We start from the raw sequence: 23030 nt of genomic DNA on the forward strand, positions 1-23030 counted from the left end.
GCGCACCGCGAAGCGCGCGAGCGCAATCGGCCACCATACCCGGTTTTCACAGCTTCGGTGCCGCGCCGCGTCCGGTCCCCGAGCCTTGATCGGCCCGCAAAGAGTGCGATTCATCCTTTTTCAAGCCCGACCTGCTAGACCATGCGCCGATATCGACGCGGGGGCACGGTATGTTGACGGTCTATAACTGCATCCTCACAGAGCATGACCTGCGGCTCGTGCTGCTGGCCGCCGTGATCTGCCTGATCGCATCGCTCACCGCGGTCAATCTTCTTCACCATGTCGGCCGGGCCCGCGGGCCCATGCGCCATGTGTGGACGGCCGTGTCGGCGACCGCGATCGGCTCGGGCGTCTGGGCCACCCATTTCATCGGCATGCTCGCCTTCCAGCCCGGCGTGCCCAATGGCTACGATCTCGGCCTGACCCTGGTGTCGCTGCTGGTCGCCATCCTGGTCACTGGCGGCGGCATCACGGTCGCGCTGGCGCGTCCAGGCATCGACAACCGTCTGGTCGGCGGCGCCATGATCGGCGCCGGCATCGCCGCCATGCACTATCTCGGCATGGCCGCCTTCCAGGTTCAGGGCGTGATGGCCTGGAACCAGCTTTTCGTCGCCGCCTCGCTCGTGGCCGGCATCGGCCTCGGCGCGCTGTCGGTCTTCCTCGCCCTGCGCTCCCAGACCATTCTTGCCCGTGTCGCCGGCGCGCTGGTGCTGACGCTGGCGATCTGCGGCATGCATTTCACCGGCATGGGCGCGGTCACGATCCTGCCCGACGCCTCCGTCGCCGTGCCGGCGAGCGCCATCCCCGCCCCGCTTCTTGCCGGCGCGGTCGCGGCGGCAAGTTTCCTCATCCTGCTTCTGGTCTGCACCGCGCTTTGGATCGACGTGCGCGACTACCGCAACGCCGAGAAGGAAGCCGCGCGTATGCACAATCTCGCCGACGCGGCGATCGAGGGGCTCCTTTTGTGCAGGAACACCCGCCTCGTCACGGCCAATGCCAGCTTCATGGCGCTGACCGACTGGACCCCGGACAATCTGATCGGCCGTCATCTCGCCGACCTGTTTCCCGACCAGGGCGTGTGCAGTTCGCTGCTCGACGGCTCGCAGGAAATCTTCGAGACCGAACTGGTCATCAACGAGGGCAACAGCGTCCCGGTCGAGTTGCTGTCGCGCTTCGTCGACTATGGCGGCAAGCCGCATCTGGTGGTCGCCGTGCGCGACATTCGCGAGCGCAAGGCGGCCGAGGCCGACATTCGCCGGCTGGCCCTGCACGACGCGTTGACCGGCCTGCCCAACCGGCGCGCCTTTTCCGCCCGGCTCGACGAGGAAATCCTCGCCACCGGCGACACGGGCGGCCACCTGGCGCTGTTGTGCCTGGACCTCGACCGGTTCAAAGAGGTCAACGATCTGTTCGGCCACGCCGCCGGCGACACCATGCTCAAGAAGGTCGCGCGCTGCGTGTCCGGCGCGCTGGTCGAGGGACAGATGCTGGCCCGCCTCGGCGGCGACGAGTTCGCCATCATCGCCCCGCGCCTGTCGCGCCCCGAAGACGCCGCGCGGATCGCCGAATCGGTCTTGAACGCCCTGCGCGAGGAAAACGAGAACGCCACCGATGACGGGCTGATGTCGACCAGCATCGGCATCGCGCTGTTTCCCGACGACGCCAGGGACCGCGAGACGCTGTTGAACAACGCCGACGCCGCGCTTTACCGGGCCAAGTCGGAAGGACGCGACACCTGGCGCTTCTACGAGGAGGCGATGGGCATGGAGGCGCGCGCCCGGCGGCTGATGGAACACGAACTGCGCCATGGCGTCGCCCGCAACGAATTCCGCCTCGTCTACCAGCCGCAGAAAAAGCTCGACACCGGCGAGACGATCGGCTTCGAGGCGCTGCTGCGCTGGTCCAGCCCCACGCGCGGCAATGTTTCGCCGGCGCTTTTCGTCCCGATCGCGGAGGAAAGCGGCATCATCGTGCCGCTCGGCGAATGGGTGCTGCGCACGGCCTGCAGGGAAGCCGTCACCTGGCAAAAGCCGGTGACCATCGCCGTCAACGTGTCGCCGGTCCAGCTCCACAGCCCGAGCTTCGTGCAGACCGTGCACGAAATCCTGCTGCAGACCGGTCTCGCGCCGAGCCGGCTCGAGATCGAGATCACCGAGACCGCCCTCGTGCGCGACATGACTCGCGCCCTGACGACGTTGCGCCAGCTCAAGGCGCTCGGCGTCCACATCGCCATGGACGATTTCGGCACCGGCTATTCCTCCCTGTCCAACCTGCGCGCCTTCCCGTTCGACAAGATCAAGATCGACGGCTCCTTCATCAAGCAGGTCGACACCAACGAACAGGCCGCCACCATCGTCAAGGCGGTGCTCGGCATCGGGCGCGGCCTCGGCCTGCCGGTGCTCGCCGAAGGCGTGGAGACCTCGGAGGAGCTGCGTTTTCTGGCCGGCGAGTTCTGCCAGATCGGCCAGGGCTATCTGCTCGGTCGCCCCGCTCCCGTCGCCGCGCTCGACGACAGTCCCGATGTCGAAGACCGGCGCGAACCCGACGCCGCCTGAGCGCGCCAACACCCGAAACCCGCCCAGGAGCCTGCGCAACGGGCCCGACGCGGCCGCGTTGCGCAACGCGACAGCGCGGCGTATCGTGCGCTCCGCCGCCCTGCCCCGGCACAACGACCTGCCGCCCGGGCGGCGCTCCGCGACGGAGTGGACAATGATGAACGCGCCGCTTTCCCCGCCACCGAGCGACAGCGCATCGTTTGACGCGACGCGATGAGCGGCTCGCTCGTGCTCCTGCATCTGGCCGGCGCCGTGGCGCTGCTGTTGTGGGCCACCCGCATGGTGCGCACCGGCGTCGAGCGCGCCTATGGCAACCTGCTGCGCCACCGGCTGCGTGCGACCCTGCGCAACCCGCTCCTGGCGGTGCTGGCCGGCGCCGCCCTGGCCGTGGCGCTGCAGAGCGCGACGGCGGTCAGCCTTCTGGTCGGCTCGTTCGCCGGCGCCGGTATCGTGTCGGCGTCGGCCGGACTGATCGCCGTTCTGGGCGCCGACATCGGCTCGGCGCTGGTCGTCAAGATCCTGTCCTTCGATCTCGCCTTTCTGGTGCCCGTGTGCCTGGTCGCCGGTACGACCATGTTTCTGGCCACCCAGGCGCGCAACTGGCGCCAGTTCGGCCGTATCCTGATCGGGGTCGGCCTGCTGATCCTGTCGTTGCGCATGATCGGCGAGGCCTCCGAGCCGCTGCGCGACAGCCACCTGCTGCCGGTCGTCGTCGACTATCTCGCCGGCGACCCCGCCACCGCCTTCATCGTCGCCGCGCTGACGACCTGGCTGTTTCACTCCTCCGTCGCCGCCATCCTGCTCGTGGTGGCGCTGGCCGGTCGCGGCCTGGTTCCGGTGGAGCTCGGACTGGTCTTCGTGCTCGGCGCCAATCTCGGCGGCGGCGTCATCGCGGCGGTGCTGGCACGGGCGATGCCGCCGCTGTCGCGCACCGTGCCTGTCGGCAATCTGATCGTGCGCGCCACCGGCGCGATCCTGGCCCTGATCGCGGTCGTTCTTGTCGGGGCGCCGCTGGAGCGGCTGGGCGCGACCGCGCCCCAACAGCTCATCCACGCCCATCTGCTGTTCAACGGCCTGCTGGCCCTGCTCGGCGTTCCCCTCGCGGGCCTCGTCGTCCGCCTCACCACGGCGATGACCTCGGCGCGCAGCACTGCCGCCGGCGAACTGCTCGCGACCACGGAACTCAGCGCCTTGAACGAGAAGGCCCTCGATAAACCCGCCCAGGCGCTGGCCAACGCCACGCGCGAAGTGGTGCGCGTGTGCGAGATCATCGAAATCATGCTCACCCGCATCATCGAACTCTACGCCCATGCCGACAAGGACGGCATCGACGCGCTTGCCGCGCTCGACGACAGGGTCGACAGGCGCCACGCCGCCATCAAGCTCTACCTGGCCAGAACCACCGTCCACCCGCTGACCGAGGACGAGGCGCTGCGCTGCCAGGAACTCATCGGCGCCTGCGTGAAACTCGAGCAGGTCGGCGACATCATCGTGCGCAACATGCTCGTCCACGTGCGCAAGAAGATGGAGCGCGGCCTGGAATTCACCGATGAGGGCTGGCGCGAACTGACCGGCTTCCACGCCGCCGTTGCCGCCAATGCCAGGCTGGCCTTCAACGTTTTGGTATCGCGCGACAGCGAGACCGCGCGTCAGCTCGTCGCCGAGAAGGACCGGCTGCGCGACAAGGAAAAAGCGTCCAATCAGAGCCATTTCGACCGGCTGCGCGAAGGCACGGCAAAAAGCCTCGAGACGAGTTCGATCCATCTCGACACGCTGCGCGACTTAAAGCAGATCAATTCGCTGCTCGCCTCGATCGCCTATCCTGTGCTGGAAGAACACGGCATGCTCAGCGACACGCGCCTGAAGGCGGGATAGGCCCGCCCGACGCGGCTTATGTCAACGCAGCATGCCCTTGACGATGCCGCTCGCCTTGCCGAAATCCATCCGGCCGGGAAATTTCTGCTTCAGCGCGTTCATGCATTTGCCCATGTCGCGCAGGCCGCCGGCGCCGACCTCGTTGATGACCTGCTTGCAGGCCTGCTTGACCGCCTCGTCCTCCAGCGGGCGCGGCAGAAGGCTGCGAATCACCGCGATCTCCTGGTGCTCCTGCTCGGCCAGTTCGAGCTGGCCGCCCTCTTCGAACGTGCATGCCGATTCCACGCGCTGCTTGAGCATCTTCGCCAGGATCGCGGCGATGTCCTCGTCGCTGACCGGGTCCTTGCCGGCCGCGCGGTTCGCGATATCGCGATCCTTCACGGCGGCCTGGATCAGCCGGATCGTCGACAGCCGGCGTTTGTCCTGGGCCTTTTGCGCGTCCCTGAGTGCGCACGCGAGTTTTTCGCGCATCGGATCCTTCTCCATTCGCGGCCATGCACCATAGCGCCCCGACTCGGCGGAGGCAAACCGTTTATATAAGCGCAATCTATTGTTTTTATTGGATAAAACTTTTGCCCCTGCGTCAATCTTCACAGATTGACCGGCGTCCGCGCTTCGCCTATTGTCCGCGCCTTGCATGGACGTATACCTGTTCGCACGGATCGACGGCTTGCCGTGGCTCGCGTGCGTTTCTTCGCGCCATATGGCCTTTGGCCGCCCGCCTTTCAAGCCCGGGCGTCCGACCTGACGGAGAGTAGAGATGACGCAATCGACCCCGGCCTGGACCGTGACGCCCCCCACGGCCCTGCTCGTTCTGGCCGACGGCACCGAAATCGAGGGGACCGGCCTCGGCGCCGAGGGAATCGCGACCGGCGAGGTCTGCTTCAACACCGCTCTGACCGGCTACCAGGAAATCCTCACCGATCCGTCCTATGCCGGCCAGATCGTCACCTTCACCTTTCCGCATATCGGCAATGTCGGCGCCAATGACGAGGATATCGAGGATCTGACGCCGGCCAAACGCGCCGGTGCCGTCGGCGCCGTGTTCAAATCCGATCTCACCGATCCGTCCAACCATCGCGCCGGCGAGCATCTCAACGACTGGCTGAAGCGCCGCGGCGTGGTCGCCATGTGCGGCATCGACACCCGCGCGCTGACGGCGCTGATCCGCGAAAAAGGCATGCCCAACGCCGTGATCGCCCATGCGCGCGACGGCGTGTTCGACCGCGCCGAGTTGAAGCGGCGGGCGGCCGAGTGGCCGGGCCTTGTCGGGCTCGACCTGGCCAGGGAGGTTACCTCCGGCCAGAGCTCGACCTGGACCGAGACGCCCTGGCAGCTCGGCGACGGTTACGGCCGGCAAGACGCGCCGACAATGCATATCGTGGCGATCGACTACGGCGTGAAGCGCAACATATTGCGGCTTCTGGCCGGTCTCGGCGCCGAGGTGACGGTGGTGCCGGCCACGACCACGGCCGAGGACGTGCTGGCCATGCATCCCGACGGCATTTTCCTGTCGAACGGCCCCGGCGATCCGGCCGCCACCGGCGACTATGCCGTGCCCGTCATCCGCGAACTTCTGAAAAGCGACATCCCGGTGTTCGGCATTTGCCTCGGCCACCAGATGCTGGCGCTGGCGCTCGGCGCACGCACGGTCAAGATGCACCAGGGTCATCACGGCGCCAACCATCCGGTCAAGGACCACACCACCGGCAAGGTCGAGATCGTCTCGATGAATCACGGCTTCGCCGTCGATTCGGCCTCGCTGCCCGACACGGTGGAAGAAACCCATGTCTCGCTGTTCGACGGGTCGAACTGCGGCATCGCCGTCAAGGGCCGGCCGGTGTTTTCGGTGCAGCAGCATCCCGAGGCCTCGCCCGGCCCGCAGGATTCGCATTACCTCTTCCGCCGCTTCGTCAATTTGATCCGCCAGCGCAAGAACGAGCCGGCGCTGGCCGAGCGCTAGCGCCAAAGGCGATTGCAAGGCGGCCTCCGGCTCCGCATTCTGCTTCGGCAGGTGTTGGAGGAGCGAGCCATGCAATTCGACAGGGAATTGATATCCAACGGCAACCCGATGGAGGCGATCGTCGGGTTTTCGCGCGCGGTGCGCGTCGGCCCGTTCATTTCGATCGGCGGTACCGCGCCCGTAGGCGCTGACGGCAAGACCGTCGGCATTGGAGATGTTGCCGCGCAAACCCGCCAGTGTATCGAGATCATCAAGGACGCGCTCGAGCGCGCCGGATCGGGGCTGCACGACGTCGTGCGCACGCGCGTCATCCTCACCGATATCGACAACTGGAAAGCGGCCATCGACGTCCGCAAGGAATATTTCAAGGATGTGCGGCCCGTCGACACGATTATGGCGATAGATCGTTTCGTGAACCCGGAATGGCTTGTTGAATTCGAGGCCGATGCGGTGATTGCGGGCTGGGGCGAGAACTAACCGCAAACAAGAAAAGGGCGGCCCGAAAGCCGCCCAGCCCCGCTCCGTTCGTGCCTCCTCGCGCTACGACGTCAGCCGCAGCCGCACCACCCGGTCGCGGATTTCCTCGAACACCTCGTCGAGCTGCGAGCGCGACGGCGCGTCGAAGAAATGCGCCGAGCTGGACGCGCAGTCCTTGAGCATCATGCCCGTCTTCACGTCCGGCTCCTCGAGCCTGATCGTGTAGACGATGATGTTCTGCGCCTTGGCGTTGTTGCAGGCCGCCAGCGTCTTTTCGTTCATCAGCCTGTTGGTGTCGGAGGACGAGCCGGCGGTGATCCCCAGCCGCCCGTCGACCAGATAGCCCTGGCTGGAATAGCGCGACCCGAGCGCGTTTTTGGAATTGCCGAACACGTTCGAGCCATCCGTCAGAACGATCATGATCTTTTCGACCCCGATCTGTTTGGGATCGCGCCCTTCGGTGAAGGGTTCGTGCGGCGACAGCACCCGCATGCCCCAGGCCACCCCCTCCATGATGTTGGTATTGCCGTTGGCCGTAAGCGATTCGACCTTTTTGGTGACCGCCTTGAAGTCGGTATTCAACGGCATGATGGGCTGGGTCACGCAATCGCGGTTCGGTCCGCGCCTGCCCGATATCTCGGCGTCCGGCGTCAGCCATTCGAGTCTGGGATCGAGCGGAGCAAGCGCGGTCACGCCGTATTTCAACAGCTTCTTGACCTTGCCTGCGGCACTCTTGTCGAGCGGATCCACATCCGCGTCGATATAGTTGTTGGAATAACCGCCCTCGTCGGGCTCGTCGATCGAAAAGGCCGGCACGAACAGGCTTGCCGCGTCCTTGGTGTTCGGCTCGCTGTCCTTCACGTCGTGGGCGGTCTTGCCGCCGCCGTAACGCGTCTCCACGCAGCCGGCCCATTCCTCGCCGAGATGGTTGAACAGCTCGAACCGGCTCAACCCCTTCTGCAGCTCCACCTGCGGAAAGTCTGCCTTGCCCTTCAGATCGAGCCATTTGGCCCCGGTCTTGTTCTTGACCTGGCCGTTCTTCAGGAATTCCGGACCGTAATGCGGGCCGACATTGACGAAATTCGCGAACGGAACCACTGCGAATTTCAGCTTGTCCTTGCCCTTGACCTGGGCCGACATGGTGTTGACCAATCCCAGAACGGCGTCCTTCATGGCGATCAGCTTGCCGCCGGACATGGAACCGGTGGTGTCGAGCACCAGCGCGATTTCATAATTGGTATAGGCCAGATCGGCCGTGGACCGCGCCGACACTTTCCAGTTTTCGTAACCCAGCAGCGAGCCGAAGGTCAGGTTGGCGCGCGCCGCCGCCTTGATGTCGACCTTGGTGCCGTTGCGATCGATTTCCAGGTCCGCGTAGCGCGGGTCGAAATTCGTTGTCAGGAACTGCTTGGCGATCTTGTTGGCTTCCACGTCCGAGAGCGACTCGCCCTCGCGGGCGATCGCCAGCGCGGCCGAATCCATCGCCTGCTGGAGTTGCGCCTGCTTGGCGCTGATCGAGGCGAAGTCGAGCGCCGTGCCGCCGGCAAGCAGCAGCGGCAACATCGCCAATGCCATCATCATCCCGTAATGGCCGCTGTCGTCGCGGCAAAAAAGCTGAAACAGAGACCGTGCCATGCCAAACCCCCTCGGCAATTTGCAAGAGAGGGATTGTAGGACAGCCAAATTAATACGCGGATAACCGGCAGGCTTAACGGCTTCATAACAAATTATGCCCAACGCCCACGAACCGAACCGTTCCCCGGCCCGGGCCTTCATGCCTTCGCGGCCTCGCAAACATCGCGGGCCGGAAGGGTTTTCTGCCGTCGGCTTAACAGGCGCCAGGCCGGTCGGGCGCGACGCCGCACACCGCCGCCGATCCGGCCGAACGCGCCATTCGGCCGCCGGCTCAGACCGGACCGTTAAACGTGTCGCAGGCGTCGAGCCGGCCGCTTTTCAGGCCGCGCGAGAACCATTCGCGCCGCTGCGCCGACGTGCCGTGGTTGAAGCTTTCGGGCACGACATACCCTTGCGTGCGCCGTTGCAGCGTGTCGTCGCCGATCTGGGTGGCGGCGTTGAGCGCCTCGTCGATATCGCCGGCCTCCAGCAGCCCCTTCTGCGCGGTAAAATGCGCCCAGATGCCGGCGAAGCAGTCGGCCTGCAACTCGACGCGGATCGACATCTGGTTGGCCTCGGTCTGGCTCATAGTCTGGCGCATCGCGTTGAACTTCGGCAGCACGCCGATCAGGTTCTGCACATGATGGCCGACCTCGTGCGCGATCACATAGGCCTGGGCGAAATCGCCGGCGGCGCCGAAACGGCGGGCGAGTTCGTCGAAAAAGCTCAAATCGAGATAGAGTTTCTTGTCGCCCGGACAATAAAACGGCCCCGACGCGGCCGAGGCGAAGCCGCAGGCCGAGCGCACCTGGCCCGAAAACAGCACCATTTTCGGCTCGGCATAGGTGGCGCCCTCGGCCTGGAAAATGCCTGTCCACACGTCTTCCGTCTCCGCCAGCACCACGCCGGCGAACTGCGTCGCCTCGTCGCTGGCCCGCGTCTGCTGCTGGCCGGCCGGCGCGCCGCCCGGGTCCTGCGACAGCATTTCCAGCGGGTCGATGCCGCAGGCTCTGAGCGCGAAGAACAGCACCACCAGGATGATGATGCCCGAAATCCCGCCGCCGCCGCCGATCCGGCCGACCGGGATGCGCACACCGCCGCCGCCGCGCCCGAACCCGCCGCCGCCGCGTCCGCGCCGGTCCTCCACATTCGAGCTCTGTCGTCTGCCGCGCCAACGCATGTCGAACCTCCCAGCCAGCCCACCGCGCCCGCCGCGAAGGGGAGACGCACGCTTTCGCGACGGTTTTAACCCAACAAATCGTGTTCGTCTCGCCTCGCGTGCCGCCGGCTGCTCAACGCCCGAAGGCGCATCGTCTCCCGGTCGGGCGCTGCCCGTTCCAGGCCGCGCCGATATCGCGGGCCAGAGCGGCCCTGGTCGGCATGAGCACGCCTTGCCGATCGCCCTTCAGGTAAAGCACCACCCGCAGCCCGTTGCGCCCGGCCAGCGCGTCGGCGATGATGTCGTCGGCCAGGATGATGCGCCGCCCATAGGCCTGCCGCGACGACAGCGCGAGTTGCGGCATGACGTGGCCGACGAGTTCGGTGCAGAACAGCCGGTCGGGATCGTCGCCGTCGAAATTGAAATCGAACGGGTTGCCGACATGGCCGGCAAGCCGCACGGCCTCCCCGGCGCGTCCGCCCTTGCCGTGGCGGTTCGCACGCAGCACGACCAGCCGGTCCGTATTGAGCACCGCCTCGGGGCGCGACAGGTGCACGCCGCGATAGTCGGCCTCGACGAATACCGCGCCGGCGCGGATCGCGGCCTGGTGCGGCCGCACCGCCGGGTGGTCCCACACGCCGAGCCGGCGCAGCTCCGTCTCCGTGCCCAGATAGGTGATCGCGTGCACGAACAGTCCGGGCAGGGTGTTGCCGGACAGCCTGCCCTTGGAACTCACCACGATGATGTCGAGCGGCCGCATCCGCTCGCCGAGCAGGCGCAGCGCCTTGTCGTCGCCGGCCAGGTGTCCGCCGCGCCAGGCAATCCGGCCGATCACGTTTCCGATCAACGGCGCCGCCGGCTCGGCAAGCGCCACCAGCCAGGCCGGCGAGCGCTCCGGCGTCTCGCAGCACCCGGCAAGCGGGTTGTCCCGCCCGGACCCGGCATCGCCGGACGCGTTCCGGGGCGCATGGGCGCAGGCCGAAAGCACGATGGCGATGGCGAAGAAGACGGTCAGGCGCAAGCGCGCCCACGCCCGGTCAGGCGGTCGACGGCTGGTCACGGCCGAACTCCGGCGGCGTCGGGTTAGAATCACCGCAGCAGAAACACCTTGACGCTGCGCCGGTAGACCTCGACCTCGATCAGCGGCGTCCCGTTCATGATCGCCCGGCGGGTGCGCGCATCCATAGCCCCGCGCCGCTCGAGCATGGTTTGCAGACGCGCCCGCGCCTTGGCGGAGGCGAACCACGAATCGCCGGTGTCCTCCGCATCGATCCAGCCGAATTTGTGGTAGTTGGCCCGATCCTGGCGCACGACCTGCGCGGCGTTGTCGAGCGGATAACCGTCGCTCGCCTCGTGATCATGCGGCGAAAGCCGCGCCACGTAGGAGCCGAGATAGGTATCGGCCGCCGCCGTCGTGGCCGAGGCCGCGACCAACACCGCGCCGATCGCGGCCATCAAAACGGTTCGTTTGAAAAACATCGCAAGCCCTCCATGCGTACGCCCGATCCTCTATGTCGCCTTTGCGCCAGGTCTTCCTTGATCGGAGTCAATCGGCCGTGGCGTGACCACAGCCTAAGACCTCGTGCGGCGGGGAAAAAGCCGCGACCGAGGGAATGTGAGGTTCGGGGCGGCGTCAACGCCCCGAGGCAACCGCCTCATGCGCGCTCCAGCGCCGCCACGATCTTGGCGAGCGCGGCCAGATAGGCCGCCTGCTCGGCTTCGTCGAGCGCAGCCAGCGCCGCGCCGTTGACCGCGGCCACCGCCGCGCGCACCGCCGGCGCCTTGTCGAGCGCCGCCGGCGTCAGCGACACCAGCGCGCTGCGCCCGTCGGCGGGGTCGGGGTCGCGGCGGATCAGCCCGTCGCGCTGCATGCGCGCCAGCGTGGCCGCCATGGTCGGCTGCTCGATGCCGGCGGCCGCGGCCAGCGCCTTCTGGGTCATGGTCGCGCCTTGGCCGAGCGCAAAAAACACCGGCAAATGGCCGGACGCGAGCCCGAGCGGCTTCAGCCGCCGGTCGATGGCGCGGGCAAAAAGCCGCGCGGCCCAGTTGGTCATGTAGCCGGCCGATCGGTTGCGGACAAAATCCATATTACATAGCTTGCTATTTAATTACATCGTATGCTATATAACATGCAGTTCCCGCGTCGATCAAGGAGACGATCGCAATGGCTCTCACCAGCACCAAACATCGTTACGGCAGCGTCGCGGCCGGCCTGCACTGGCTGTCCGCGGTCGTGCTTTTCGCTCTCGTCGCGAGCGGCCTGCGGCTCGAGGCGATGGCCGGCGCCTCCGGCACGGCCGCTCTCTTGCGCCTTCATCTTAGCCTTGGGGTGATCGTCTTCGCGCTCACCCTGGCGCGCATCCTGTGGTGGGCTTTCGCCGACCGCCATCCCGACCCCGTCGGCGGCGCCGTCTGGCAGGCCAGGGCCGCGCGCCTCGTCCACTGGCTGTTTTATCCGGTGATCCTGCTCGCCGCCGCCAGCGGCATCGCCACCATCGCCGCGTCGGGCGCGGCCGGCCCGCTGTTCTTCGGCGACCCGGCTCCCCTGCCCGACTTTTCCGACCTGGCCCCGCGCCGCGCGCACGGATTTCTGGCCTGGGCGCTGATCGTCCTCACCGGCCTTCATGTCGCCGCGGCGCTCTATCACCAGTTGGTCAGGCGCGACCGCATCCTCGCCCGCATCCTGCCGGCCCTCGGCCGCGCGCGCCAGCCTGTCCCCTGAGCGGGCGCGACCGGCGGCGGGCCGACGACGGCCGGCGCGGGGCGCGCGTGTCCGCCCGCCCGCGCCGGTCGCGCCCGCCGCCTTGCTCTTGCCGCAGCCGCCCGGCACAGTGCCCGCAAACGCAAACCGGGGTCCTTGATGGGCGGTTCTGTCCCGGGCACGCGGCTGCGGCGCGTTTGTGCGGGCCTGGCGCTGGTGTGTGCCCTTTTCCGGCGGTCGCCGTCGCGCAAGAAGCGCGCGCCCTGCGCGGCGTGGCGCTGGTGATCGGCAATGGCGACTACGCCCATCTGCCAAGGCTCGCCAATCCCGAAAACGATGCCGACGCGATCGAGGGCCTGCTCGCCGATCTCGGTTTTGAGTCCGTGCGCCGCACCGACCGCGACGCAAAAAACCTCGCCCGCGATCTCGACCGCTTCGTGGAAGACGCCGCCGAGGCCGATGTGGCGGTGTTTTATTATGCCGGCCACGGAATCGAGGCCGGCGGCGAGAATTTCCTGATCCCCGTCGACGCCGACCTGTCGGCCCTTGGCGCGGCGTCCGAGCGCCTCGTGCCGCTCAACGACATTCTCGCCCGGCTGCGCGAGAGCGTGGCCGTCACCATCCTGCTGCTCGACGCCTGCCGCGACAATCCGTTCCCGCCCGGCGCGACGCTGAAACGCACCCCCGGCGCCCAGCCGGTGCCGATCTCGGCCGGCGGCCTGGCCGAGACGCGCGGCGCCCGCGCCCTTGCCGACACGCCGGCCGGGACGACCACGGGCCCGCTCGGCATGGTGATCGGCTTCGCCGCCGAGCCGGGCCGCCCGGCCCTCGACGGCGCCGGCGACAACAGCCCCTACGCGGCCGCGCTGCTGCGCCACGTCTCCGCCATGGCGGGCACCGAATTCGGCACCGTCATGCGCATGGTGGCCGAGGAGGTCTATCTGAAGACCGACGGCCGACAGCTTCCGTGGACGAATGCCAGCCTGCGCCGCCTGCTTTATTTCGGCGAGGCGCCCGCGCCGGTCGAGGGGCCGCCGGGCGAGATCCTCGCCGAGCGCCGGCGCCTGCTCCTGACCATCGCCAACCTGCCGGCGGTCCGGCGCACCCAGGCCGAGAACCTCGCCCGCGGCGGCGAGGTGCCGATGAGCGTCGTCTTCGCCATGATGCAGGCGCTCGGCGTCGAGGCGACCGGCGACCCCGCCGCCGTCGAGGCGCGGCTGCGCGCCGAAATCGGCCGCTTCGCCGAAAACCGCCGGGCAAACGCGGCGCTCGCCAATCCCGATCCGGAGATCGAGCGCCTGTCGCGCCTGGCCGACGAGGCCGAACTGGAAGGCGCGCTCGAAACCGCCGATCGGCTGCGCGACGGCGCCAAGCAGCGTGTCGCGGCGCTGCGCTCGACCCGCGACCGGCAGATCGCCGCCCTGCGCGACCGCATTGCCGAGGATGCGGCGGTTTTTGCCCGCAGCGCGGAGACCAAAAAACTGCTCTTCCGCCACGCCGAGGCCGCCGACGACTATGCCGAGGCCCGCGCCATCCTCGCCGATTGGGACGACAAAAAAGCGCTGGACTACCGCCGCGCGGAAATCGCCGCGCGCCTGACCGACGCCGAGTTGAAGGGATCGCGATCCTCGCTCGCCGCCGCCGAACGCCTGGCGCGCGAGACGCTGCTCGATGGCGATGGCCTGCCCGCCGGCGAGCGGGCCCGTTTCGCGCATGGCCTGGCCCGCGCCCTGATGCTGCGCGGCGCCAAAACCGGCGACGACGCCGCCGTTCGCGAAGCGCTGGACGTGCTCGAAACGGCCGACGCCGACGCCGAGGCGCTGCCGGCCGGCGAGCGCGCCAGGCTTTTGCTCGATACGGGGCGCGCCGGCGGGCAAATCGCGTTGACGGCCGGCGACGCCGCCGCCTTGGCCGACGCCGGGACGAAATTCGCCGCGGCCGCCGCCCTCGCCCGCCAGGCCGGGGATCGGGCGACGGAGGCCGAGGCGCGTTTCCGGCACGTGCAGGCGCTTTATTATCGCTGGGCGGCCGCGCCCTCTTTGATGCTTTTCGCCGCCTTGCAGGGCGAGCTCGGCGCGCTTGTCGCCATGCTCGACACCGACGGCGACATCGATCCGGTGTCGGCGCGCTACGCGGTGCGCGCGCCGCAGATCGCGCTCGATCTCGCCATGCGCCTGAACACGACCGAGGCCCTGTCGACGGTAACCGAGATGAACGCCATGACCGCCGGCCTGTTCGGCCGCGAGCGTTTTCCGCTGCTCTGGGCCGAGATCGCCACCACCGGCGGGCGGATCGGCCTGGAATGGGCGGACCGTTTCGGCGACCTCTCCGGGCTTTCCGCCGCGCTGGAGGCGCACGAGGCCGCGTTGGCGATCTTCCGCCAGGCCGGCGCGCGGGCCGCCGCCCTCGACGCAGCGTGGCAACGCGCGCTGACCCTGGTGGCGATCGGCCTGCGCGAGGACGGCACGCGGCACCTCGCCGCGGCGCTGGACGCGCTCGACGCCGTCGAAAGCGACCCCCTCGCCGGCTCCAACCCGCGACAGCTCCGGCTGGTCCGCCTGCAAAAGGCGCGGGTCCGCGCCGGCATCGGCCAGCGCCGCGGCGATGCCGCCATGCTGCGCGAGGCCGTCGCCGGGCTCAGGGCCGCCCATGAGGGCTTCGACCCGGCCGCCGAGCCGCAACTGGCGACCTTCGCGCAGGCCGAGCTCGGCAAGGCGGTGCAGGCGCTGGCCGCCCTTAATGACGATGCCGAGGGATTGCGCCAGGGCGTCGACCTGCTGCAAACCGCGATCGGGCACTACGAGGCGTGGCAGGCGCCGGCGACCAACCCGGTCCCGTTCGTCGAGCTTTTCGCGCACTACGCCGACGCGGCCGCGAGGCTGGCGCTCGCGACCGGCAGCCCCGGCGACATCGACCGCGCGGTCGCGGCCGGAATCCGGATCAACCGCCATATGCAAGATGTCGACAACCAGCAGGGCATCGCGCTCACCGCCAACACGCTGGCCTTCGTCATCGTCCAGGGCCTGCGCGCCGATTTCGACGCAGGCCGCCTGGCGCTGGCCGAGGAGATGGCCGCCACCGCCCTGGCGCGGGCGCCCGCTTTGCCCGCCTTCGCCGGCTATTTCGAAAACACCGCCTGCGAGGTGCGCACCGAAAAGGCCCGCCACCACGCCGACCTGGCAGCCGCGCGCCAGGCCCTGGCGCTGTGCGAAAGCGGTCTGGCGAAGCTGCGATCTCTGGACGACGCGGAAGCGGCCGCGACCGCGCAAAAAGCCGTCGCCCGGGCCAAAGCGCTGGTCGCAACGCTCGCCGCGCAATAGGCGTCCGGCCGGCTCGAAAGCCCTATCCCGGCAGCCCGTCAAGTGTCGGAACCGCCCCGAGCTCCGTATCCCAGTCCGCCCGGCTCGCGCAGCAAATATGCGCGGTCGGCCGTATCTCCACCGGGCTGTCGAGGCTTCCGGCCGGCACCGCCAGCAGGGCGCCGTCTGCCTGTAGCGTTGGAACGGCCGAGCCGCATTCGGTGCAAAAACTCTTTTCGTGCCGGGTCCCGGGCACCCGGTAGGTCCTGATCTTGTCTTGCCCCGACAGCCAGGCGATCGTCGCGGTGGAGGAAAACAGATTGGCCGCGTGCGCGGAGCCGGTATCCTTGCGGCACCGCCGGCAATGGCACAGGAAAAACGCCTCGAACGCGCCGCTGATCTCGAATGCGACGGCGCCGCACAAACACGCGCCTGCGGTTTTTTGGGTCACGACCCACCTCGCTCTCGTCTGAAAGGGCCGGGTACGCCGGCCGACAGCCTTGTCCTAAAGACCGCGCCCCCGATTCGCGACCCGTCCGATTGCCGGGTCGACGTCATCGCCCTGCGCGAACGCCAGGGCGGCACCTGTCCTTCGTCCGCAACCGTGAAGCTGAAGGCCGCAGGATGGCCCGCGCTCGTCAGGTCGCCAAGGCCAAGCTGTTCGCCGATGAAGCCACCCATTGGGATGTTCTGGAAATGCAGTTCGAGACGGGCCTGATCAATCACAGTGAGGCCTACAGCGACGGCAACGGCAAGCACACCAACTTTGTCGAAAGCTACTTCTCGCGCCTTCGCCGCATGGTCGGCGGGCAGCACCACCACGTTTCGCACCGCTACCTGTACCAGTACGCGAACCATGCCGCGTGGCTGGAGGATCACCGCCGCCGCTCAAACGGTGCCAACGCCTTCGCGCTGCTTGGCGGCGCGCTCGATCATTCGGTATCGCGGGTGTGGGCGGGGTACTAGCGGCGGGCCGAAATAATATTTCAACCACGCCTTGAAATTTGGAATCTTTCGCCCAGATTCGGGACGTTTACCCCACGTTAAGGGTAGGCAAGGAGCGGCCCGGCGGTGCGCAAACACCAAACCGGGCCTTATTTGAACCACCTAGACGGTGGGGCGTGATCACTTGGGCATTAAGTGGACATTGTGAGTCCACGTGTCAAGAGGGATTCTTGGCCTCACCGCATAAAGACATACAGAAAGGTTTATGTCTTATGCAGCAGCACTTCGAACTTATCCCCCACAAGGCACAGGGGACGATTATCTACCAGCGCCCGGCCGACGGCTACATCAATGCCACGGCTATGTGTCATGCGGCGGGTAAGCAGTTCAAGCATTACAATGAGAACCGCACGACAAGGGGCTTTCTTGATGCCTTGTCGAGCGAGGTCGGAATTCCGACCTCGAAGCTTGTCCAGTCAATCAGTGGTGGCGACTCTCGGCTTCAGGGTACATGGGTCCATCCCCATGTGGCCATTCACCTCGCCCAGTGGTGTTCCGCCGAGTTTGCTGTCAAGGTCAGCCAGTGGGTCTATGACTGGATGTCAGGCAAGGGCGCGCCGGCGCGCGGTGAGTTGCCCTATCACATCCGACGTTACACGGCGAACCAGCAGAACGTTCCCGTTGCTCACTTCTCGATTCTGTCCGAGCTGACCCTCGCGCTGATAGGTCCGATGGAGATCATGGGCTACACGCTGCCGGAACACATGGTGCCCGATATTTCGCATGGGCGCATGTTCTGCAAATGGCTTCGTGAGAAGCATGGAATCGATACCGATGCCCTCCCGACCTACTGGCATGTCTACGAGGACGGCCGGAGGGTGCAGGCAAAGGCCTACCCGGAAAGCCTGTTGGCGGAGTGGCGCAAGCACTTCCGTGAGGAGTGGCTGCCTAACCGGGCCACAGCATACTTCCGCAGCCGCGATAGTTCTGCTCTGGCATATTTGCCGCGCCTTCTCCCGACGCCCGGCGGGCGGGCGGCGTAATAGACAAAGAGATCGGCGGCGGGCTTAAACCCGCCGCTCCCACAACAAATTCCCCTTCGCATCCGCAACGCTCCGCACATGCCCTTCCTCGCGCATCTTGCGCAGGGCCTTGCTGACGCGCCGTGTCAGATCGGACAGGTGTTTCCGGTCCCGCGCGTCTTCTCCGCATAGCGCGACAAACTCGCCTGCGATATCCCGCCTCGACAACGAGCCTGTATCGGTGCGCGGTTCGCCATAGATTGACTCGGATAAGGTTGGTGCCCTCGATGCACGAGGCTGCTTTTTCATAAAAACCAATTCTCGATGCGGCGTCAGCGCCGGCACGCATCGTTAAAAAGGGCGTCACGGGGTTTTACCTGTCACGGCGTGGTCAACGACACGCGCATCCATGCGGCCGCCGAATTCGACGTTTCCAACGGCCGCCGCGGCAAGGCGCGCTCCGTGCGCGGCGCCAAAAAACACGTCAACGCCCCGCTTCCGCGTGCGCGAAAACCCGGCCACGCGGCGCAGCGCCGGCGAAACCGCAGAGGCGCGCATGGCCGCGCGGCCGGTTTGTGTGTTGGATTGCGCCGTTGCCGGCGCTTTCGGCTCTTCCCTCGCGGTTTTCTCTCCCCTATAAGGCCCGCCTAGCCTGACAAGATTTTCTCTTGCGCACCGACCGGGCTCCGCGATGCGCCACGGCGCTCTCCGGAGACGCCCCGCGCCGGGTCTTCGCGCAAGAACGTTCGAACGGACCGACCGCCATGCCCAAACGCACCGACATCACCTCCATTCTCATCATCGGTGCGGGGCCGATCGTCATCGGCCAGGCCTGCGAGTTCGACTATTCCGGCACCCAGGCGGTCAAGGCGCTGAAGGACGAGGGTTACCGGGTCGTGCTGGTCAACTCCAATCCGGCCACCATCATGACCGACCCGGAGCTGGCCGACGCCACCTATATCGAGCCGATCACGCCGGAGGTGGTGGCCAAGATCATCGCCAAGGAGCGTCCCGACGCGCTGTTGCCGACCATGGGCGGCCAGACCGCGCTCAACACCGCCCTGTCGCTGCGGCGCATGGGCGTGCTGGAACGCTACGGCGTGGAGATGATCGGCGCCGACGCCGAGGCGATCGACATGGCCGAGGACCGGGCCCTGTTTCGCGAGGCGATGGCCAGGATCGGGCTGGAAACGCCGAAATCGGTGCTCGCCAACGCCACCGAGGTCAAGGACGCCGACCGCAAGACCCACGAGGCCGAGCGCGCCGGCCTGCGCGAGACGCTGTCGGGCGACGCGCTCGACACCGCGCTCGACGAGCTTGAGAACCGCTGGAATCTCGGCGAGGGCGACCGCAAGCAGCGTTACATGACCCACGCCATGGCCGTCGCCGCGACCGCGCTCGACCATGTCGGCCTGCCGGCGATCATCCGCCCCTCCTTCACGCTCGGCGGCACCGGCGGCGGCATCGCCTTCAACCGCTCCGAGTTCTTCGAGATCGTCGAGCGCGGCCTCGACGCCTCGCCGACGACCGAGGTGCTGATCGAGGAATCGGTGCTCGGCTGGAAGGAGTACGAGATGGAGGTCGTGCGCGACCGCGCCGACAATTGCATCATCATCTGCTCGATCGAGAATATCGACCCGATGGGCGTTCACACCGGCGATTCGATCACGGTGGCGCCGGCGCTCACCCTCACCGACAAGGAATATCAGGTGATGCGCAACGCCTCGATCGCGGTGTTGCGCGAGATCGGGGTGGAGACCGGCGGCTCCAACGTCCAGTTCGCCATCGACCCGGCGAGCGGGCGCATGGTCGTCATCGAGATGAACCCGCGCGTGTCGCGCTCCTCCGCGCTCGCCTCCAAGGCGACCGGCTTCCCGATCGCCAAGGTGGCGGCCAAGCTGGCGGTCGGCTACACGCTCGACGAACTCGAAAACGACATTACCGGCGGCGCCACCCCGGCCTCCTTCGAGCCGTCGATCGACTATGTGGTCACCAAGATCCCGCGCTTCACCTTCGAAAAATTCCCCGGCGCCGAGCCGGTCCTGTCGACGGCGATGAAGTCGGTCGGCGAGGTGATGGCGATCGGCCGCACCTTTGCCGAAAGCCTGCAAAAGGCGCTGCGCGGGCTCGAAAACGGCCTAACCGGGCTCGACGAGATCGAGATTCCGGGCGTCGGCCCCGGCAGCGACAGCGACGACGACCGCAACGCCATCCGCGCCGCCCTCGGCACGCCGACGCCCGACCGGCTGCGCCAGGTCGCCCAGGCGATGCGCATGGGCACCTCGCTCGCCGACATCCACGCCATGTGCGCCATCGATCCGTGGTTTCTGGAACAGATCGCCGCGATCGTGGCGATGGAGGCGCGCGTGCGCGAGCACGGCCTGCCGGCCGACGCGCAGAACCTGCGCATGCTCAAGGCGATGGGCTTTTCCGACGCCCGTCTCGCCTCGCTCACCGGCCTCGACGCCGAGGCGGTCAGGAAGGCGCGCCACGCGCTCGCCGTCCACCCCGTCTACAAGCGCATCGACACCTGTGCGGCCGAGTTCGCCTCGCCGACGGCCTATATGTATTCCACCTACGAGGTGCCGTTCGCCGGCGCGCCCGCCGACGAGGCAAAAGTCTCCGACCGCGACAAGATCGTCATTCTCGGCGGCGGCCCGAACCGCATCGGCCAGGGCATCGAGTTCGACTATTGCTGCTGTCACGCCGCCTTCGCGCTCGCCGACGCCGGCTACGAATCGATCATGGTCAACTGCAATCCCGAGACGGTGTCGACCGATTACGACACCTCCGACCGGCTCTATTTCGAGCCGCTGACCGACGAGGACGTGCTGGAAATCCTGCGCGCCGAACAGGCCGCCGGCCGGCTGGTCGGCGTCATCGTCCAGTTCGGCGGCCAGACGCCCCTGAAACTCGCCGAGGCGCTGGAACGGGCCGGCATCCCGATCCTGGGCACCGCGCCCGACATGATCGACCTGGCCGAGGACCGCGACCGCTTCCAGAAGCTTCTGACCCGGCTCGGCCTCAAGCAGCCCAGGAACGGCATCGCCTTTTCCGTCGAGCAGGCCCGGCTGGTGGCCGGCGAGCTCGGCTTTCCGCTGGTCGTGCGCCCCTCCTACGTGCTCGGCGGCCGCGCCATGCAGATCATCCACGAGGAAGGCCAGCTCCAGTCCTATCTGCTCGACACCGTGCCCGGCCTGGTGCCGGAGGACATCAAGCAGAAATATCCCAACGACAAGACCGGCCAGATCAACACCCTGCTCGGCAAGAACCCGCTTTTGTTCGACACCTATCTGGCCGGCGCGATCGAGGTCGACGTCGACTGCCTGTCCGACGGCGCGGCGACCTATGTCGCCGGCATCATGGAGCATATCGAGGAGGCCGGCATCCATTCCGGCGATTCGGCCTGCTCGCTGCCGGTCCATACGCTCGATCCCGCCACCGTCGCCGAGCTCGAGCGCCAGACCGCGGCGCTGGCCGGCGCGCTCAGGGTCGGCGGGCTGATGAACGTGCAATACGCCGTCAAGGACGGCGAGATCTTCGTGCTCGAGGTCAATCCGCGCGCCTCGCGCACCGTGCCGTTCGTGGCCAAGACCATCGGCCGGCCGATCGCCAAGATCGCCGCCCGCGTCATGGCCGGCGAGAGCCTGGACGCCACCTTCGCCGCCTATGGCGGAAGGCCCGATCCCGAAAAACTCGCCCACATCGCCGTCAAGGAGGCCGTGTTCCCGTTTGCCCGCTTCCCCGGCGTCGACATCCTCTTGGGCCCGGAAATGAAGTCGACCGGCGAGGTGATGGGCCTCGACCGCGAATTCGCGCTCGCCTTCGCCAAGGCCCAGCTCGGCGCCGGCGTCGACCTGCCGCGCTCGGGCACCGTGTTCGTGTCGGTGCGCGACGCCGACAAGCCCGGCGTGCTGCCGGCCGTCAGGCGGCTTGCCGATATCGGCTTCAAGGTGCTGGCCACCGGCGGCACCGCCCGCTTCCTGCGCGAAAACGGCATCGAGGCCGAAAAGATCAACAAGGTGCTGGAAGGCCGCCCGCATATCGAGGACGCCATCCGCAACCGCCAGGTCCAGCTGGTCTTCAACACCACCGACGGCCAGAAGGCGGTCTCGGATTCCAAGTCGCTGCGCCGCGCCACGCTGATGCAGAAAGTGCCCTATTACACCACCATGGCCGGCGCCGAAGCCGTCGCCGAAGCCATCGCCGCCTTGAAGGCCGGCTCGCTCGAGGTCCGCAAGCTGCAGGATTATTTTTAGCCTCTCCCCTTGCGGGCAGGATAACCAGCCGCCGGCGTCGACCGGCCAAGCGGGCTGCCAAAAGGTCGCGCGCCGGCGCGCTATCTCTCCCCTTGCGGGAGAGAAAGCGTTTTCCCGCATGTGCGAGGGGCTTGCCCCCGAGCACGTGCCTGGAAAACGCAAGAGAGGGGATGGGGACCGTTTGGCCGATCTCCCCCTTGTGTGGGGGGGACGAGCAGCCGGTTGGCGGAGCGTATCCATCGTGCCGGCGCCACAATGGAAGGCCGGCGAGCGCAGGCACGCTACGAAGCAGCGGGGACCCGGCCGACGGCAGGACAGAGGGGTACGAAGGGCACAGCCGCCGCGCCCGCCAGCGACATGGCCAACGCCGCCTGAACCCGCCTCCCGAGCTCCGCCTTGCCCTCCGGCCCCCACGCGCATAGATTATGCGCATGAATACCCCCCGCAAATCGGCCAATCTCTCGCTGGACGCGGCCCTTGTTGCAGAGGCGCGCGCGCTCGACATCAACCTTTCCCGTGCCGCCGAGGCGGGAATCGGCCGTGCGATCGCGCAAGAGCGCGCCCGGCGCTGGCGCGCCGAAAACGCCCCCGCGCTCGAAAGCGCCAATGCCTGGGTCGAGGCCCACGGCCTGCCGCTCGACCGCTACCGGCAATTCTGACAACGGCGAAGGCCGCACCGGATGCGCTACGACGTCTACAAAATGCGGCAGCGGGACGCCTATCTGCTCGACGTCCAAAACGACCTTCTGGACGGGCTCAACACGCGCGTGGTTGTCCCCCTCCTGCCGCGCGACCGCGCGCCGATCCCCGCCGCGCGTCTCAACCCGGTCCTGGCCATAGACGGCGCCCCCCACGTCATGGCGACGCAGTTTCTTGCCGCCGTCCCCCGCACCGAACTCGGCGAACCGGTGGCGAACCTGTTGCCGGACCATGACCGCATCGTCGCCGCGCTCGACATGCTGTTTCACGGATTTTGAGGCAAGTCGGCGCTTTTCGCCACGGCCGGCATTCGCCGCCGGGGCCGCGACAACGCGCGCCGGCGCCCTATCTCTCCCCTTGCGGGAGAGAAAGCGTTTTCCCGCATGTGCGAGGGGCTTGTCCCCGAGCACGTGCCTGGAAAACGCAAGAGAGGGGATAAAAACGGTTCAGGGCGACTCCCGC

The 23030-nt window shown here is 67.4% G+C and carries 17 protein-coding genes and 1 pseudogene; 11 read left to right on the forward strand and 7 right to left on the reverse strand.

Annotated features, from left to right (window positions below; translation table 11 throughout):
• Window positions 1-170 precede the first annotated feature (170 nt).
• Window positions 171-2555 carry a bifunctional diguanylate cyclase/phosphodiesterase gene (locus ACT2B0_RS12595; protein ID WP_473465349.1) on the forward strand — a complete coding sequence of 795 codons (2385 nt, stop codon included), beginning with the start codon at window positions 171-173 and terminating at the stop codon, window positions 2553-2555.
• Between the two features lie 213 nt (window positions 2556-2768).
• A complete protein-coding gene (locus ACT2B0_RS12600; RefSeq protein WP_473465352.1) occupies window positions 2769-4430 on the forward strand; it encodes a Na/Pi cotransporter family protein in 1662 nt (553 codons plus the stop codon).
• A gap of 21 nt (window positions 4431-4451) precedes the next feature.
• On the opposite strand, the gene ACT2B0_RS12605 is transcribed toward ACT2B0_RS12600, so the two are convergent.
• Window positions 4452-4901, reverse strand: coding sequence for a GatB/YqeY domain-containing protein (locus ACT2B0_RS12605; RefSeq protein ID WP_473465354.1), 450 nt, complete (start codon window positions 4899-4901; stop codon window positions 4452-4454).
• Window positions 4902-5190: 289 nt separating this feature from the next.
• On the opposite strand from ACT2B0_RS12605, the gene carA reads away from it, so the two are divergent.
• The gene (gene carA, locus ACT2B0_RS12610; RefSeq protein ID WP_473465357.1) at window positions 5191-6393 is read left to right on the forward strand and encodes a glutamine-hydrolyzing carbamoyl-phosphate synthase small subunit; all 1203 of its coding nucleotides are present in this window, start codon (window positions 5191-5193) and stop codon (window positions 6391-6393) included.
• A gap of 108 nt (window positions 6394-6501) precedes the next feature.
• Complete coding sequence (locus tag ACT2B0_RS12615; RefSeq protein WP_473465359.1) at window positions 6502-6870, forward strand: Rid family hydrolase; 369 nt, start codon at window positions 6502-6504, stop codon at window positions 6868-6870.
• A 63-nt stretch (window positions 6871-6933) separates the two neighbouring features.
• On the opposite strand, the gene ACT2B0_RS12620 is transcribed toward ACT2B0_RS12615, so the two are convergent.
• From ACT2B0_RS12620 to ACT2B0_RS12640, 5 genes are all read right to left on the reverse strand, one after another.
• The gene (locus ACT2B0_RS12620; protein ID WP_473465362.1) at window positions 6934-8505 is read right to left on the reverse strand and encodes a pilus assembly protein TadG-related protein; all 1572 of its coding nucleotides are present in this window, start codon (window positions 8503-8505) and stop codon (window positions 6934-6936) included.
• Window positions 8506-8776: 271 nt separating this feature from the next.
• Complete coding sequence (gene ypfJ / locus ACT2B0_RS12625) at window positions 8777-9664, reverse strand: KPN_02809 family neutral zinc metallopeptidase (protein WP_473465364.1); 888 nt, start codon at window positions 9662-9664, stop codon at window positions 8777-8779.
• A gap of 112 nt (window positions 9665-9776) precedes the next feature.
• Window positions 9777-10703, reverse strand: coding sequence for a hypothetical protein (locus tag ACT2B0_RS12630; protein ID WP_473465366.1), 927 nt, complete (start codon window positions 10701-10703; stop codon window positions 9777-9779).
• Between the two features lie 29 nt (window positions 10704-10732).
• Window positions 10733-11122, reverse strand: coding sequence for a hypothetical protein (locus ACT2B0_RS12635; protein WP_473465369.1), 390 nt, complete (start codon window positions 11120-11122; stop codon window positions 10733-10735).
• 176 nt (window positions 11123-11298) lie between these two features.
• Window positions 11299-11697, reverse strand: coding sequence for a MarR family winged helix-turn-helix transcriptional regulator (locus ACT2B0_RS12640; protein ID WP_238719868.1), 399 nt, complete (start codon window positions 11695-11697; stop codon window positions 11299-11301).
• A 110-nt stretch (window positions 11698-11807) separates the two neighbouring features.
• On the opposite strand from ACT2B0_RS12640, the gene ACT2B0_RS12645 reads away from it, so the two are divergent.
• Window positions 11808-12365 (forward strand): cytochrome b, encoded by a 558-nt coding sequence (locus ACT2B0_RS12645; RefSeq protein WP_473465372.1) that lies wholly within the window; start codon window positions 11808-11810, stop codon window positions 12363-12365.
• A 197-nt stretch (window positions 12366-12562) separates the two neighbouring features.
• Window positions 12563-15664 (forward strand): caspase family protein, encoded by a 3102-nt coding sequence (locus tag ACT2B0_RS12650; protein ID WP_473465374.1) that lies wholly within the window; start codon window positions 12563-12565, stop codon window positions 15662-15664.
• 22 nt (window positions 15665-15686) lie between these two features.
• On the opposite strand, the gene ACT2B0_RS12655 is transcribed toward ACT2B0_RS12650, so the two are convergent.
• Window positions 15687-16094, reverse strand: a complete 408-nt coding sequence (locus ACT2B0_RS12655; protein WP_106573564.1) for a GFA family protein — start codon at window positions 16092-16094, stop codon at window positions 15687-15689.
• A 102-nt stretch (window positions 16095-16196) separates the two neighbouring features.
• On the opposite strand from ACT2B0_RS12655, the pseudogene ACT2B0_RS12660 reads away from it, so the two are divergent.
• The 5 genes and pseudogenes from ACT2B0_RS12660 to ACT2B0_RS12680 form a co-directional block, all read left to right on the forward strand.
• A pseudogene (locus tag ACT2B0_RS12660) lies at window positions 16197-16609 on the forward strand (transposase); the annotation flags it as partial.
• 251 nt (window positions 16610-16860) lie between these two features.
• Window positions 16861-17631, forward strand: a complete 771-nt coding sequence (locus ACT2B0_RS12665; protein ID WP_473465377.1) for a KilA-N domain-containing protein — start codon at window positions 16861-16863, stop codon at window positions 17629-17631.
• A gap of 743 nt (window positions 17632-18374) precedes the next feature.
• On the forward strand, window positions 18375-21869 hold the full coding sequence (gene carB / locus ACT2B0_RS12670) for a carbamoyl-phosphate synthase large subunit (protein WP_473465379.1): 3495 nt from the start codon (window positions 18375-18377) through the stop codon (window positions 21867-21869).
• Between the two features lie 431 nt (window positions 21870-22300).
• Window positions 22301-22528, forward strand: coding sequence for a type II toxin-antitoxin system CcdA family antitoxin (locus ACT2B0_RS12675; RefSeq protein WP_156712040.1), 228 nt, complete (start codon window positions 22301-22303; stop codon window positions 22526-22528).
• A gap of 21 nt (window positions 22529-22549) precedes the next feature.
• Window positions 22550-22846 (forward strand): CcdB family protein, encoded by a 297-nt coding sequence (locus ACT2B0_RS12680; protein ID WP_473465382.1) that lies wholly within the window; start codon window positions 22550-22552, stop codon window positions 22844-22846.
• The last annotated feature ends 184 nt before the right edge of the window (window positions 22847-23030 follow it).

The sequence above is a fragment of the Nitratireductor sp. J20-h4 genome (assembly GCF_056780505.1).